Annotated in this window: 12 protein-coding genes and 1 riboswitch; of the genes, 6 read left to right on the forward strand and 6 right to left on the reverse strand. The window is 71.8% G+C overall.

All coding sequences use genetic code 11. The annotated features are described in order from the left end of the window. The first annotated feature begins 108 nt into the window (after positions 1-108). The 3 genes from ATL51_RS18065 (at position 109) to ATL51_RS18075 (ending at position 3342) form a co-directional block, all read left to right on the forward strand. A complete protein-coding gene (locus ATL51_RS18065; RefSeq protein WP_073575737.1) occupies positions 109-2460 on the forward strand; it encodes a xanthine dehydrogenase family protein molybdopterin-binding subunit in 2352 nt (783 codons plus the stop codon). A gap of 10 nt (positions 2461-2470) precedes the next feature. Continuing rightward, positions 2471-2941, forward strand: coding sequence for a (2Fe-2S)-binding protein (locus ATL51_RS18070; RefSeq protein ID WP_073575739.1), 471 nt, complete (start codon positions 2471-2473; stop codon positions 2939-2941). An 83-nt stretch (positions 2942-3024) separates the two neighbouring features. Next, on the forward strand, positions 3025-3342 hold the full coding sequence (locus ATL51_RS18075; RefSeq protein ID WP_073575740.1) for a hypothetical protein: 318 nt from the start codon (positions 3025-3027) through the stop codon (positions 3340-3342). Between the two features lie 63 nt (positions 3343-3405). Here ATL51_RS18075 and ATL51_RS18080 read toward each other — a convergent pair whose 3' ends face one another. Continuing rightward, positions 3406-3720, reverse strand: coding sequence for a DMT family transporter (locus ATL51_RS18080; protein WP_060713653.1), 315 nt, complete (start codon positions 3718-3720; stop codon positions 3406-3408). Positions 3721-3739: 19 nt separating this feature from the next. Continuing rightward, positions 3740-3806: riboswitch (guanidine-III (ykkC-III) riboswitch) on the reverse strand. Positions 3807-3930: 124 nt separating this feature from the next. Between ATL51_RS18080 and ATL51_RS18085 the strand changes: the two genes are divergently transcribed. After that, positions 3931-4569 (forward strand): LysE family translocator, encoded by a 639-nt coding sequence (locus tag ATL51_RS18085; protein ID WP_100879304.1) that lies wholly within the window; start codon positions 3931-3933, stop codon positions 4567-4569. Between the two features lie 7 nt (positions 4570-4576). Here ATL51_RS18085 and ATL51_RS18090 read toward each other — a convergent pair whose 3' ends face one another. From ATL51_RS18090 to ATL51_RS18100, 3 genes are all read right to left on the reverse strand, one after another. Beyond that, complete coding sequence (locus ATL51_RS18090) at positions 4577-5590, reverse strand: YdcF family protein (protein WP_301549074.1); 1014 nt, start codon at positions 5588-5590, stop codon at positions 4577-4579. Further along, a complete protein-coding gene (locus ATL51_RS29505) occupies positions 5587-6432 on the reverse strand; it encodes a CPBP family intramembrane glutamic endopeptidase (RefSeq protein ID WP_100879306.1) in 846 nt (281 codons plus the stop codon). Before ATL51_RS29505 ends, ATL51_RS18090 begins: the two co-directional genes overlap by 4 nt. Before the next feature lie 109 nt (positions 6433-6541). Further along, positions 6542-7528, reverse strand: coding sequence for a DUF418 domain-containing protein (locus ATL51_RS18100; RefSeq protein ID WP_208623021.1), 987 nt, complete (start codon positions 7526-7528; stop codon positions 6542-6544). Positions 7529-7650: 122 nt separating this feature from the next. On the opposite strand from ATL51_RS18100, the gene ATL51_RS18105 reads away from it, so the two are divergent. After that, on the forward strand, positions 7651-8175 hold the full coding sequence (locus ATL51_RS18105; protein WP_100879308.1) for a DinB family protein: 525 nt from the start codon (positions 7651-7653) through the stop codon (positions 8173-8175). A gap of 461 nt (positions 8176-8636) precedes the next feature. Further along, positions 8637-9929, forward strand: coding sequence for an NAD(P)/FAD-dependent oxidoreductase (locus ATL51_RS18110; protein WP_100879309.1), 1293 nt, complete (start codon positions 8637-8639; stop codon positions 9927-9929). A gap of 461 nt (positions 9930-10390) precedes the next feature. Here the strand turns inward: ATL51_RS18110 and ATL51_RS18115 are convergent, their stop codons facing one another. Both ATL51_RS18115 and ATL51_RS18120 read right to left on the reverse strand, forming a co-directional pair. Next, entirely contained in the window at positions 10391-11908 is a 1518-nt protein-coding gene (locus ATL51_RS18115; RefSeq protein WP_100880786.1) for an AMP-binding protein, read from the reverse strand. After that, entirely contained in the window at positions 11905-12873 is a 969-nt protein-coding gene (locus tag ATL51_RS18120; RefSeq protein WP_100879310.1) for a fumarylacetoacetate hydrolase family protein, read from the reverse strand. Before ATL51_RS18120 ends, ATL51_RS18115 begins: the two co-directional genes overlap by 4 nt. Position 12874: the final 1 nt, after the last annotated feature.

A 12874-nucleotide genomic window follows, 5' to 3' on the forward strand; every position in this document is an offset into this window, starting at 1 on the left:
TCGAATCAGGCGCGTCGTTGATCGCCTGAAAGCCCCGCAGTCGTCCCCCGCTCCCCGCACCGGACGTCGCATCGGGCGCGCACCGCAGCACATTCCGAGAGGACAACGATGCCCGCTCACAGCGCCACCGCCCCCGAGCGTCCGGCGTCCGGAGACGACCGCAAGAACGTCAGCCGCCGACGGTTCCTCGGCTACCTGGTCGCCGCCCCCACGCTGGTCGTCGCGGCCGAGATCGGGCGCCAGACCTACTTCCCGGGCGTCCCGCAGGCCAACGCGGCCGCGATCCCGTCGCCGCCCCTGCCCGCCGAGCTCTACGACCTGCTCGACGTCATCCGCGACTCGGCGCGCCCGACCGCCAACCTCATCCGCATCGAGGTCAACCGCGACGGCACCGTCTCGTTCGCGCTGCCGCGCTCGGACAACGGCCAGGGCATCATCACCTCGACGCAGATGATCATCGCGGAGGAGATGAACCTCGACCCCGACCAGGTGATCGTCACCCTGGCCGACGCCCGCCCGGAACTGGTGTTCAACCAGCTCACCGGCGGCTCGACGACCACGTTCTCCACCTACACCCCGATCCGGGTCGCGGCGGCGCTCGCGCAGAAGCGGCTGCTCGACGCGGCCGCGAACGAGCTGCGCCAGGACGTGAACGTGCTGCGCAGCCGTCAGGGGCTCATCACCGGCAACAACGGCGAGCAGCTGCCCTTCGGGGAGCTCACCGAGATGGCCTCCAGCGCGGTGAACGAGGCCGTCGACGTCGTCCTGAAGGACCGCGAGGAGTTCACCGTCATCGGCACGCCGCGGACCAAGTCCGACGCACGCGCCATGGTGACAGGGAAGAAGAAGTTCCTCGCCGACCTGCAGATCCCGGACGCGCTGCCGACCGTCATCTGCCGCGGCCCGAACATCAACTCGGCCCCGCAGGGTGTGCGCAACATCGACGAGGTCCGGAACATGCCCGGCGTCACCGACGTCGAGCAGGTCCCGACCGGCGTGGCGGTCCGCGCGAAGACGTTCGGGCAGGCCGTGGACGCGGTCAACGCGCTGCGTGTCGACTGGGACGGCGGCACGGTCGAGGGCGAGAACGACGAGTCCGTGCTGGCGGCCCTGCGCCGTGGCGAGCTGCCGCTGGCCGTGCCCCAGGTGCCGGGTGAGACCGTCGAGGGCGACTTCACGTTCTATTTCCGCAGCAACTCCGCGCTGGAGACCAACTGCGCCATCGCCGACGTCCGCGACGGCTCGGCCGAGATCTGGGGACCGTCCAAGTCGCCGATCGCCGCGCAGGCCGAGATCGCCAAGAAGCTCGGGATCGCGCAGAACGCGGTCACCGTGCACGTCACCGAGGGCGGCGGCTCGTTCGGCCGCCGGCTGTTCTTCGACGGTCTCGAGGAGGCCGCCGAGTGCTCGCAGGCGTTCGGCAAGCCGGTCAAGCTCATGTGGACCCGCTCCGACGACTCCCGCCAGGGCCGCACGCACCCGATGGCCACCACCCGGGTCCGGGCGCAGGTCTCCGGGGAGAGCGTCTCGAGCTTCGAGATCCGCCACACCAGCGTCGCCACCGAGATCAACCCCGGCCTGTCCGAGGCGATCACCGCCGCGGCGAACAAGGCTCCGGGCGGTAACTACACGATCTCGCAGAGCATCTACCTGACGACGCAGACCAACCCGTACAACGTCGGCGCTGCCACCTCGCTGCTCAACGAGGTCGACATGCGCTTCAACACCTGCTCGATGCGCAACATCTACTCGCCCGACACGGCCACGGCGCGCGAGCTGATGATCGACCAGGTCGCGGCGAAGATGGGCAAGGACCCGTACGAGTTCCGTTCGGAGTTCACCAAGCTGACCCGCTGGAAGAACGTCGTCGACCGGGCCGCGCAGGAGGCGGACTGGGGCAAGTCGATGCCGGAGGGCACCGCCCAGGGCATCGCGATGCACGTCGAGTACAAGGGCGTGGCCTGCGCCGTCGTCGAGCTGGACTGCCGCCCCGAGACGGTGAACCGGAAGATCCGTTCCGCTCGCACCGGCCCGCGCGTCACCAAGGTCACCTACGTCGTCGACGTCGGCCTGATCATCAACCCCCGCGGTCTCGAGGCCCAGATGATGGGCGGGATCAACGACGGCATCGCGATGACGTTGACCTCAGGCCTGCACCTGGTCGACGGTCACTTCGTCGAGGCCAGCTGGGACAACTACTTCTACACCCGGCAGTGGAACACCCCGCCGGAGATGAACATCGTGCTCATCGAGGACTCCGAGGCCCCGGAGCCCGGCGGCGCCGGCGAGTTCGGCGTGGCGGCCACCTGCGGCGCGATCGCGAACGCCTACGCCCGCGCGACCGGGAAGGTCCCGACCGAGTTCCCGATCCTGCACAACGAGCCGCTGCCGTTCGAGCCGTATCCGACCGTCCCGCCCGTCCCGCCGTCGCCGACCAACGGCCTCGACTTCGTCCGCTGAGGAGACTGACATGCCTTCCCACACCTTCACGGTCAACGGCGAGAAGGTCACCGTCGACGTCGAGGACGACGTCCGGGTCCTGTGGGTCCTGCGTGACCTGCTGGGCGTGACCGGTCCGAAGTACGGCTGCGGGATCAACGTCTGCAAGGCCTGCACGAGCCACATCAACGGCAAGGCGTTCAACCCCTGCTCGGTGCCGGTCGGCGCCATCTCCGAGTCCGACGAGATCACCACCATCGAGGGGATCGCGAAGGGTGAGGAGCTGCACCCGATGCAGCAGGCCTGGATCGACAACGACGTCGCGCAGTGCGGCTACTGCCAGCCCGGTCAGATCATGGCCGCGATCGACCTGGTCAAGCGGTGTGCGGCCGAGGGCCGCTCGATCGACGACGACGCCCTGGACGAGATCCGCAACATCTGCCGGTGCGGCACCTACAACCGCATCCGCGAGGCGATCAAGGCCGGCGCCGACAACATGTGACGACCGTGCGGCGTGCTCCGTACGCCGTACCGCACTGGGCCGTTAGTGTGAACGGCCTGCTCCCCAACCGAAGGACGGATTCGATGAAGAACCGGATGCGCCGCTCACTGATCGCCGTCGGCGCCCTCGGCGCCGTGGCGTTCCCGCTGGCCGGCATCGCCGCGGCCGACGAGGACCGCGACCACGGCTACCCGAGCACCCAGAGCCCGACGCAGGGCCTCGACGCCGTGCTCGAGACCTCCGACACGTTCGGCTACAGCTTCCTCGACGCCGCGGACACCTTCTCGCCGAACAACCGGCCGGACGGAGTCAACGGCACCGACACCGAGATCCCGCAGGCCGACCCCCGCTTCGTCGAGGGTCCCGTCGGTGGGCTGCTGAAGGACGGACCCTTCGAGTAAGGGGCTCCCAGGCGGCGGGGCCGGCACCTCTCACGAGGTCCGGCCCCGCCGTCGTCTCCAGCCTCAGTGCAGGACCTTCAGCCCCACCACACCGGCGACGATCGCCAGCAGACACAACAGCCGCGCCGTCGTCGCCGGCTCCCCGAGGGCGGCCATGCCGTAGAGCGCGGTGCCGACCGCGCCGATGCCCACCCACACGGCGTACGCGGTGCCGACCGGCAGGTCGCGCAACGCCAGGGCCAGCCCGCCCATGCTCAGGGCCAGCGCGCCCGCGAACAGCAGCGACGGGCCGAGCCTGCTGAAGCCGCGGCTCTGCGACAGCGCCGCGGCCCACACCGTCTCCAGCACACCGGAGACCACGAGGTAGATCCATGCCATGACGAGCTCCTCCCGGAAGGATGCGTCGTCTTGGCGTTCCGGGTACGGCGCGTCTCGTCCGGGGAGCCGCCGGGTGGGCGGTCCGGTACCAGGATGGCGGACCGCCGGGCCCGGGTCGAGTGATGGTGACCGGTCGGACCGCCGCGCACCGCCCCGACGCTGATCGGGAACGGGCTCGACACCGGCGGCCGGCCGGCGGACGCTTCCGCCGTGGACCACCGACTCCTCGCGTTCGCCGCCGCCGCGGCGGTCGTCATCGTCATCCCCGGACCCAGCGTCGTGTTCACCGTCGGCCGCGCGCTCGCGGCCGGCCGGTCTGCCGCGCTGGCGACGGTCGTCGGCAACGCCGTCGGCGTCTTCCTGCAGGTGGTCGCGGTGGCGGTGGGCCTCGGGCACCTCGTCGCACAGTCCGCCGCGGCGTTCACCGTCCTGAAGCTGGTGGGTGCCGCCTACCTGGTGTACCTGGGGATCACGGCGTTCCGGCACCGGCACGACGTCGTCCGCGCGATGCAGAGTTCCGCCGGTGAGGACCGACGGGTGGGGCCGGCCCGCAGCGTCGTCGACGGACTGGTGGTCGGCGTGCTGAACCCGAAGTCCGTCGTCTTCTTCGTGGCGTTCCTGCCCCAGTTCGTCGACGCCCGCGGGCCGGTCGTCACGCAGATCCTGCTGCTGGGGGCGTTCTTCGTCGCCATCGGTCTGGTGCTCGACAGCGTGTGGGCCCTCGCCGCCGGATCGGCCCGGGCCTGGTTCGCGTCGTCGCCGAGGCGGATCGCGGCCGTCGGCGGAGCCGGTGGGCTCGCGATGATCGGGCTCGGCGTCGGGGTGGCGGCGACGGGGTCGTCGCAGTAGCCGGCGGCTACCGGTCGAGGCCGACCAGGACCCCGAGGACGACCAGCGCGAGGCAGATCGCGCCGTTCAGGACCGGGTGCTCGGCGAGGACCGCGACGAACTCGCGCAGCATGGCGCTGGGCCAGTAGTAGCGGGCGGTCGGCGAACCGACGACCTGGCCGTTCACCCCGGCCCGGCGGGCGGTGAGCGCGGCCCGGAAGGCGTGGAAGTTGTTGGTGACGACGGCGCACCGGTGGTCGGGCGCCCGCTCGGTCATCAGCGCCCGGCTGAACACGAGGTTCTCCCGCGTCGTCCTCGACCGGTCCTCCCGCAGGATCCTCTCCGACGGCACACCGCTGGCCACGAGGTAGTCGGCCATCGCGACGGCCTCGGCGACCGGCTCGTCGGGACCGCGTCCACCCGAGGTCACCAGCATCGGGTCCCCGCCCCGCTCCCGCTCCTGGACCCACAGCGCCACTCCGCGGTCCAGGCGGGCGGCGAGCAGCGGCGGCACCGCACCCCGGATGAGCCCCGACCCGAGCACCACGACGAAGTCGACCCCGGGTCGGACCCCCATCCGCCCGTAGACGAAGGAGTAGGCCAGCAGGCTGCACAGCAGGAGGCCGAGGTGGGCCGCGAGCAGCAGCGTCACGTAGGTGACCGTGGTCAGGAACCGGTTCTCGAGCTGCAGCGTGAGCGGGACGAGGACCACGACCGCGAGACAGGCCAGACCCGCGAGCAGCGACAGCAGGTTCGCCGGCCGACGCCCCTCCCGCCGCATCATCACGACGCCGTTGACGAGCAGGAATCCCGTCAGCACGAGCACGAACACGATGAGCAGCGCCGCGACCAGCGCCGTCACGAGGTCGACGACGCCGACGTCGACCCGGGGGATCGCGGCGATCGACGCCATCAGGAGCAGGACCACCGTCGTCCCACCGGCCACGGCGTTGCGGAACCGCCGCCGTTCGACGAGCACGCCGACGACGCACAGCGTCGCCGACAGTGCGGCCAGGGCCGACAGGACTCCGGCAACCGTCACCGGGCCACCTGCGGGCGTTGCGGGGCGGGGCGACGGCGACGGAGCCACACCGCGACGACCACGCAGCACACGATCGCGAACAGGACCGCGACGTCGACCGCGGTCGACCCGGTGTCCCGGGCCGGGGCGGTCGGGTCGGCCTGGATGTTCTGCACCACGTCCCACACGGTGTGGAAGGAGCATGCGGCCCACAGCCCGCCCCGGCCGAGCGAGATGACCCCCAGCAGGGCGCCCAGCGCGACGGTCGTCGCCACGTAGACGACGGTCGCGCCCGAGTTGAACGAGTGGCACAGACCGAACACGACGGAGCTGAACGCGACGGCGGCGCCGCTGCCGAATCCGGTGCGCACCGCGCCGAGCAGGTAGCCGCGGAACAGCAGCTCCTCGGTCGAGGACTGGAGCGCTGTGGCGGCGAGCACGAGCACGACGGCGAGCACTCCCGGGAGCGCGGTGGCTCCCTCCGGTGTCGGTCCGCCGCCGCCGCCGCCGTCGTCGCCGGCGGCGAGCGCACCGGCGACGGAGGCCACCGCGAGAACCAGCAGCGCCAGCAGTCCCGCACCGAGCACCGCCCGGGCCCGCCGGCGGACGGGGACCCCGAGATCCGACAGCCCCCGGCTCTCCCGCAGCCGCAGCCACAGCACGAGCAGGACCAGCGACACACCGAAGGGGACGATCAGCTCGGTCGCCTGCCACAACCGCATCCCGTCCGACGGGGGCGCCGGTGGACGCACCGCCGTCCAGAGGAACTGGCCTGCGAACACCGCCGTCACGACGACGGCCGTCGCCACCGCCGCGCGCCCCCAGCGGCCGTCCACACCCTGTCCGTCGTCCTGGCCGGTCATCGGTCCTCCTCGTCGCGACGACTGCGTGCCCGAGCCGTGAGTGTCCGATCATGGCGATTCGTCCACCGGTCCGACGAGAGGTCCGCACGTCCGTGTGACCGCCGTCGGCTCATCTCATCCGAGCGGGTGACCACCAGACGATGCTGCGCCACAACCACTCCACCGGCCCGTACCGGAAGCGCCGCAGCCACCAGCGACTCGCGACGACCTGGACCACCAGGATCGCGGCGGCGAGCGGGAGCAGGGCGCGGTACCCGCCCGGGCCGGAGAACGCCGGGGCCGTGGTCAGCAGCACGACCATCAGCGTCGCCGTGAGGTAGTTCGTCAACGCGAGCCGGCCGAGCGGGGCGAGCACCGACGACGCCCACGGCCCGAACCGGGACGCCGTCAGCAGCACCAGTGCGCTCGCGTACCCGACGGCCATGGCGAGCCCGGCGGTCGAGGACACCCGGTCGAACCCGCTGTGCTCGATCGTGTCGACCTGGATGCTGAGCAGCGGCACCGCGACGACGACGGCCCCGGCCAGCACGGCCGTCCACACGGCCCGGTTCGGCGCCGCCATCCGGTGGTGCAGGCCGTAGCGGGCGGCGGCGAGACCGAGCAGGAACAGGCCGGGCACGAGGAGGAGCCCGCCGCTGGTGAACGCGAGCGCCACGCCCGTCGCGACCGCGCCGCCGAGCGCGATCACCGGCCGCGGCAGCCAGGAGGCCGGGAGGAGGACGACGACGCCGACGATCGCGTACGGGAGCAGCGCCTCACCGGGCTGCAGGAGATGGTGCGCGGCGCCGAGCACGCCGAGCACGAGCAGCCGGCGCAGCAGCACGAGCCGTGGCCGGGTGGTCCGCCGGGCGGCCCCGTCCAGGAACAGGGCGGTGCCGAGTCCGAACAGGAAGGAGAACAGTGGGAAGAAGCGCTGGTGCGCGGTGAGCTCCAGCCACTGCGGCAGGGTGCCGCTCCAGGGGCCCGCGGCGGACGGCAGCCCGGCGATCGCGGGCATGTTGACGAGCAGGATCCCGCACAGGGCCAGCCCGCGGAGGGTGTCGAGGGCGTCGACCCGGCCGGGGGCGGTGGCCGTCGGATCCGGAGGAGCGCTCACGTCTGTTCGGTGCACCGGTCCAGCGTGGCGGCCGTGCGGGGCTCGCGGATCGGCCCGGAGGCCGGTTCCGCCTGCGGGGCCTCGTACTTTCGGCCGGGACCGTGGAATGCCAGGCTCGGACGATGTCCGCATCCCGTGTCGCGCTCCTGCGGTGGCAGTTCGACCTGACGTGGGCCCTGTTCGAGTACCACCTCGACCGGCTCGACGACCACGAGACCCTGTGGCGGCCGGCGCGCGTCTGCTGGACGGTGCACCCGTCCGGCGACGGGACGTGGCGGCCCGACTGGGCGGACTCCGAACCCGACCCGGTCCCCGTCCCGACGATCGCGTGGGTCACCTGGCACATCGACTGGTGGTGGTCGGTGACGCTGGACCACCTCCGCGGCCGGACCCCGCGGGACCGCACCGACGTGGTGTGGCCGGGCGACGCCGCATCGACCGTCGCCCGGATGCGCGCGCTGCGTGACGAGTGGGCGGACGTCCTGGACGGGCTGTCCGACGACGACCTCGTCGCGGTCGCCACGTTCCCGTGGCAGGGGGATCCGGAGATGACGGTCGGCCACACCCTGGCCTGGGTGAACACCGAGCTGGCGAAGAACGTCGCGGAGGTCGGGCAGCTGCGGCTGGTGCGCGCGGCCGGTCACTGAGCGGACCCGGGAACGACGAACGCCGGGCCACCCGCGAGGGTGTGCCCGGCGTTCCGCCTTCCTGCTGGCGGAGGATAGGGGATTTGAACCCCTGAGGGATTGCTCCCAACACGCTTTCCAAGTCTGGGGAGCGGTGTTCGGATGGGACCAGCTCGTCCCGCACCTGCGTCTGAGTTTCCCGGTCCCGCTGCCGCGGACCTCGGTGAACGAGGGCGAATGAGACTGCGACTGAGACTGGGAGCAGGACGGTGTGATCCTTTCAAGGGGAGCCACGCTGGCCGGGTGACGGCCCCGTTGACCTGTGGGAACTCTAGTCCGGAGGGCAGTCCGGTCGAGACTTCGGCACGTATTCGGCGGAGCTCTGCTCGGCAGCATTCCACGGGCTACCGCGCAGATGGGGGTACATCTCTCCCCCTGGCGCGGGACGGCAGGCGGTTCGCACGTCCCTACCGTCTCGATCCATGGCCGACGTCGATGTCGTAGTTGTGGGTGCGGGTATGGCCGGAGTGGTCGCCGCGCGGACCTTGACCGCCCGAGGGCTGTCCGTCGTGGTGCTGGAGGCGGAGAGCCACACCGGCGGCCGCATCCGCACCGAGCGACGCCCCGGTCTTCGGTTGGAGCACGGCGGCATCTTCCACACCCACGGCTACCGCGCGATGGCGCGGCTCCTCCGGGAGGTCGGTCTCGACGGGGAGACGGTCGCGATCCCGACCGGGTTCCACACCGCGCTGCGACGCGGCGGCACGTGGCATCACGTCGACTACGGCTCGGTCCCCGGCCCGCTGCGGACCTCCGCACTGTCAGTCAGGGACAAGGTCTCCGTGCTCAAGGCCGCCGGCCCGATCCTGGTGTCGCGACCGAAGGACCTCGGCGACCTGGTCTCCTTCGCCGGGCGGGACTCGCGTGCGGTCACCGACGGGCTCACCCCCACCGCGGGAGGCTGGTTCACCGCAGCTCCGCACGAGTTCCTCTGGGGCGTCACCAGCGACCAGCTGTCGGCGGCGATGCTTGCCCTGCAGCTCCATGTCTTCTCCGGCCAGCTCCGCGAGATCGCCGGCGGCGCCGACCGCCTTGTCACGACGCTCGCCCAGGGACTCGACGTCCGCCACGACACACCGGTCGACCAGGTCGAGGACACCGGCGACGGCGTCGTGGTCCACGCCCGCGGCGAGCAGATCACCGCACGACGCGCCGTGCTGGCCTGCCCAGCCGACGTCACGGCCCGCATCTGGGCGCAGGCACCGGCGCCGGTCGCGGCCCACCTGACGATCCCCTACTCGCGCATCGACTACGTCTACCTCCGTACCCGCGAGGCGATCTCACTGACCGCGCAGGGCCGCCCCGTCGGGATGGAGGTCGTCACTACCCCCGAGGTCGGACAGGCGACGATGGGCGGCATCTACCTCGCCAACAGCTGGGCCGAGGAGGGTGGTCTGCTGCTCGTCACCGCGGCCCGTCCGGCACGCGCGGAGGACCTCGACGACACCGAGCTGGCCGACCGTCTTCAGGTCGACGTCGAGAAGTACCACCCCGAGGTCGTCGGGCAGGTCACCGACCGCGTCGTGATGCGGCACCAGCCCTACACCCCCACCTTCGGCCCGGGCACCGTTCGTCGTCTCGCCGCCGCACGTGCGGTTCTGCCCGCCGGAAACGTGGACCTGGCCGGGGACCACATGACCGCGCCGTGGGTCGACGGAGCCATTCGTAGCGGACAGCAGGCGGCCGAGCGGATCACGGACCACCTCGGCGCATAGGCTGAGCTCGGCGGTCATCGGGGAGGTGACTGCCGGTGCGGGGTGTGCTCGGTTCCTCCCCCGTCCCCCACGTACCGGCCGCCCTACTCGTCGTGGGGGCGGGGGGCAAGGGTGGCTTAGCCATCGCGCAGCGACGCCGGAGGCACCCTCGCACCGGTCCGGCGACGGGACGTGGTGGCCCGACCGGGCGGGCTCCGAGCCCGACCCGGTCCCGGTCATCGCCTGGGTCACCCGGCATCGGCTGGTGGTGGTCGATGACGCCGGTCCTCCTCCGTAGCCGGACGCCGCGGGACCGCACCGACGTGGTGTGGCCGGGCGACGCCGCATCGACCGTCGCCCGGATGCGCGCGCTGCGTGACGAGTGGACGCACGCCCTGGACGGACTGTCCGACGACCTCGTCGCGGAGGTCGGGGCAGCTGCGGCTGGTACGCGGTTCCGGTGTGGTCGAGCGGGATCGTGGTCACCGGAGCAGGTAGCGCTGGACCTTCCCGCTGGGGGTGCGGGGCAGGGAGTCCACGACGTGCACCTGCCGTGGATAGGCGTGGGCCGAGTACCGGGACCGGACCATGTCCTGCAGCTCGGTGACGAGGTCGTCCGGAGCAGCGACACCGTCCACCAGGACGACGTGGGCGACGACGATCTGACCACGCACCTCGTCGGGGGCGCCGACGACGGCGACGTCGGCGATCAGTGGATGTGTGGCCAGGACGCTCTCGACGTCGACCGGGCCGATCCGGTATCCGGCGGCGAGGATGACGTCGTCGTCACGGGAGGTGAAGAAGAAGTACCCGTCCGCGTCGACCTTCCCGATATCGGCTGTCAGGTACCAGGCGGCATCGGTGGTGAAGCGTTCGGCGGTCCGCTCCGGGGCGTCGACGTACCCGGTGAACCACATCAACGGGCTGTCGGTGGCGAGCGCGATCTGTCCATCGACGACCGCTGCCCGGAACCCCGGCAGCGCCCGCCCCATCGAGCCGGGCCGCACCGGGGCGCGGACCTCGTCGTGCCAACCGTTGACGATCACCATCCCCTGTTCGGTCTGCCCGTAGTGATCGCGGATCTCGACGTCCAGGGCGTCCTTCCCCCAGGTGACCACGTCGGGGGTCAGCGGTTCGCCCGCGGAGGACGCCCGCCGCAACCGCACCGTCGGCGCCGTGGTCGCGCGGCTCAGTGCGCGGTACACGGTGGGGGCCGCCGCGAAGTTGGTGACGCCGAAGCGTTCCAGCACCGCGTACGTGGTCTCGACGCCGAAGCCGGCGTCGAGCAGGAGGTTCCGCCCGCCGATGGCCAGCGGGCCGAGCACGCCGTAGTAGAGCCCGTACGCCCAGCCGGGATCCGCGGCGTTCCAGAACACGTCGTCGTCGGTGACGTCGAGTCCGAAGACCATGTAGGAACTGAACGCCGCGAGGGCACGGACCGGGACCGGGACCGCCTTGGGGTGTCCTGTGGTGCCGCTGGTGTAGAGCTCGACCAGCTGGCCGTCGCCCCCGACGGCCACCCGCCCGGTGACGGGCTCGGCGGCATCGAGCTCGGCGTCCAGACGCGGCCCCGCCTCCAGCACGATCCGGCCGTCGAGGGCGTCGAGCTTGGCCCGCTGGGCCGGCTCGGTCACGATCACACCGACGCTGCTGGCCTCCACCCGCATCTCGACAGCGGGGGCGGCGAACGCGGTGAACAGCGGTACGTGGACGGCACCGAGCCGCCAGATCGCCATGAGCGTCACCACCAGCTCGATCCGCTTGCCCATCAGCACCGCCACCCGGTCACCGGCCCGGACCCCGTGGGTGGCCAGGACCGTGGCCATCCGGCGGGACCGGTCCGCCAGCTCCCCGTAGCTCAGGTCGCGGCCGGCGAGGTCGACGTCGACCAGGGTGAAGGCGATCGCGTCGGGATCGTGCCGGTCGCACAGCAACCACGCCGCGTCGGCGTCGGCGGCACCGAAGGTCGCCGACCAGGTCTGCTCGTCCGTGTGGGTCACGGGGTCTCCCTCCGGGTACGTGGACGGGGCCGGGCAGGTCGGACGTCCGGGCACGTCGGGCCCGCGACGACTCGGTTGCGGATCGACCCGATCCCCTCGACCGTCATCTCGACGACGTCACCGGGGCGCAGCGGCGGCGGGTCGTCCGTCCCCCGCAGACCCCACAGCTCCGCGAGACAGCCACCGTTCCCGCAGGTCCCCGAGCCGATGACGTCCCCGGCCCGGACCTCCGTCCCGCGTGAGGCATAGGCCAGGAGCTCCTCGAACGGCCAGCCCATGTTCCCCAGCAGGTCGTGCCCGACGAGCGTGTCGTTCAGCGTGACCGACATCGCGAGGTCCAGGAAGCCGTGGGCGTCACGGTGCTGTTCGACCTCGTCGGCGGTGACGAGCCACGGTCCGAGCGTCGTCGCCGAGTCCTTGCCCTTGACCGGTCCGAGCTGTACGCGCATCTCCCGGCTCTGCAGGTCGCGCGCCGACCAGTCGTTGAGCACCGTGTAGCCGAAGACATGGCCCCGGGCCTGCTCGGGTGTCAGCGAGCGTCCGTCCCTGCCGACGACACAGGCGACCTCGAGCTCGAAGTCGAACCGCTCGCTGCCCGGTGGCACCGCGACGTCGTCGAACGCGCCCACGACGGCGTAGGGGTTGGTGAAGTAGAACGTCGGGGCCTGGTACCACTCCGGCGGCACCGCCGCCTCGGCGGTGACCGCGCGCAGCACGCCCTCGACGTGCTCCTCGAAGGCGACGAAGTCGCGGATCGTCGGCGGGGCGATCGGCGGCAGCAGCCGGACCTCGGACAGCGGGACCGGCGCCGTGGACAGCGCGGACGCGCCCGCCTCCAACGCGGCGGGCAGACCGGCGTGGACCAGGTCCAGCACGGTCCTGCCGTCGGGTAACGCGTGCAGCCCGACGTCGGTGACGACGCCCGACCGGACGACGCCCTCATGTGACCAGGTCGCGAGACGCATC

This window comes from Pseudonocardia alni (assembly GCF_002813375.1).
Classification (GTDB): Bacteria; Actinomycetota; Actinomycetes; order Mycobacteriales; family Pseudonocardiaceae; genus Pseudonocardia; species Pseudonocardia alni.

Excerpts from the sequence above, each read along its gene's own strand:
- ATL51_RS18065 (WP_073575737.1), top strand. The coding sequence starts at position 109 with ATGCCCGCTCACAGCGCCACCGCCCCCGAGCGTCCGGCGTCCGGAGAC.
- ATL51_RS18070 (WP_073575739.1), top strand. The coding sequence starts at position 2,471 with ATGCCTTCCCACACCTTCACGGTCAACGGCGAGAAGGTCACCGTCGAC.
- ATL51_RS18075 (WP_073575740.1), top strand. The coding sequence starts at position 3,025 with ATGAAGAACCGGATGCGCCGCTCACTGATCGCCGTCGGCGCCCTCGGC.
- ATL51_RS18080 (WP_060713653.1), bottom strand. The coding sequence starts at position 3,720 with ATGGCATGGATCTACCTCGTGGTCTCCGGTGTGCTGGAGACGGTGTGG.
- ATL51_RS29505 (WP_100879306.1), bottom strand. The coding sequence starts at position 6,432 with ATGACCGGCCAGGACGACGGACAGGGTGTGGACGGCCGCTGGGGGCGC.
- ATL51_RS18105 (WP_100879308.1), top strand. The coding sequence starts at position 7,651 with ATGTCCGCATCCCGTGTCGCGCTCCTGCGGTGGCAGTTCGACCTGACG.
- ATL51_RS18110 (WP_100879309.1), top strand. The coding sequence starts at position 8,637 with ATGGCCGACGTCGATGTCGTAGTTGTGGGTGCGGGTATGGCCGGAGTG.
- ATL51_RS18120 (WP_100879310.1), bottom strand. The coding sequence starts at position 12,873 with ATGCGTCTCGCGACCTGGTCACATGAGGGCGTCGTCCGGTCGGGCGTC.